Source organism: Collinsella sp. HCP28S3_E12 (assembly GCF_052065595.1).
In the GTDB taxonomy this organism is placed as follows: domain Bacteria; phylum Actinomycetota; class Coriobacteriia; order Coriobacteriales; family Coriobacteriaceae; genus Collinsella.
Window position 1 is genome coordinate 1 of the sequence record NZ_JBQHTS010000041.1, and the last position, 1,002, is coordinate 1,002.

General features: G+C 69.1%; 1 protein-coding gene. It reads right to left on the reverse strand.

Annotated elements, in window-relative coordinates:
* Window positions 1-34: 34 nt before the first annotated feature.
* Window positions 35-1,002 (reverse strand): ISL3 family transposase (locus ACTNBY_RS09295; protein WP_441064278.1); only part of this gene is annotated, 968 nt, incomplete at its 5' end.

A 1,002-nucleotide genomic window follows, 5' to 3' on the forward strand; every position in this document is an offset into this window, starting at 1 on the left:
GAGGCTTCGGTAGTTTGTGTGACAAGGGGCTAGCCTAGGCAGCAACGCTCTTCGCTCCCTTCACGCCCTTCTTCCTCGCCTTCACCGGGCGACCCGGGAGCTGGGGCTGGCAGTCGCCGCACCTGAGCATGAGCAGGGCCACGAGGTTGTCGGTGTTGCGGAAGCCGTAGCCCATCCTCACCGTCACCTTGATCTTGTTGTTGATGGCCTCTACGCGCCCGTTGCTGATGCCGAGCTCGACTGCGGCGATGATGTCGTCGCGCCGGCGGCGCACCTTCTTCTCCACGGCGACGACCTTGGCGATCTTGCAGTAGGCGGCCCTGTGCATCCAGTCGTCGAGCAGCTCGGCGGCCTCGGAGCCGTCGGCTGCCCGGAAGACGGCCCGCAGGTCCTCCTTGAGCTCCCAGGCCCTGACCAGCCGCGAGCCGGCCCTCTTCTTGAGCGCCTCGAGCCTCGCCCTCTGGCCGTCGGTGAGGTCCTCGGGGTTCTTCACGAGCGCGTAGCGGCTGCCCTTGATGGAGGCCGCCTCCTCCTCGAGCGCCCTGACCTCCTCGGGCGGCAGCTCGCCTTTGGCAGGCCTGCCGCGCTTGCCCTCGGGCCTGGGCCTGGCGGCCCTGGCGGCGGCCCTGGCGGCGTTCCACTCCTCGCAGCGCACGGCGTCGAGCGCGTCGTTCATCCACTGGACCACGTGGAAGGGGTCCATGACCCACCTCGCGTTGGGGCAGCGGCGCTTGACCAGCTGCCTTATCCACCTCGCGCCGTCGGCGGTCACCACCTCTATGGCGCGCCTCTGCTCGCGCGTGAGCTCGTCGAGGAACAGGTTGAGCACGTCCTTGCCGGTGCCCTCGTGCGCCCAGATGAGGCAGCCGCGGTCGTGGTCGACGACCACCGTGACGTACTTGTGGCCCTTCTTGTACGACGTCTCGTCGATGCCGATGCGGCGCACGCCGTCGAACCTCGAGGCGCCGCGCGCGGCCTCCAGCTCGGCGTAGACGCGCCTGC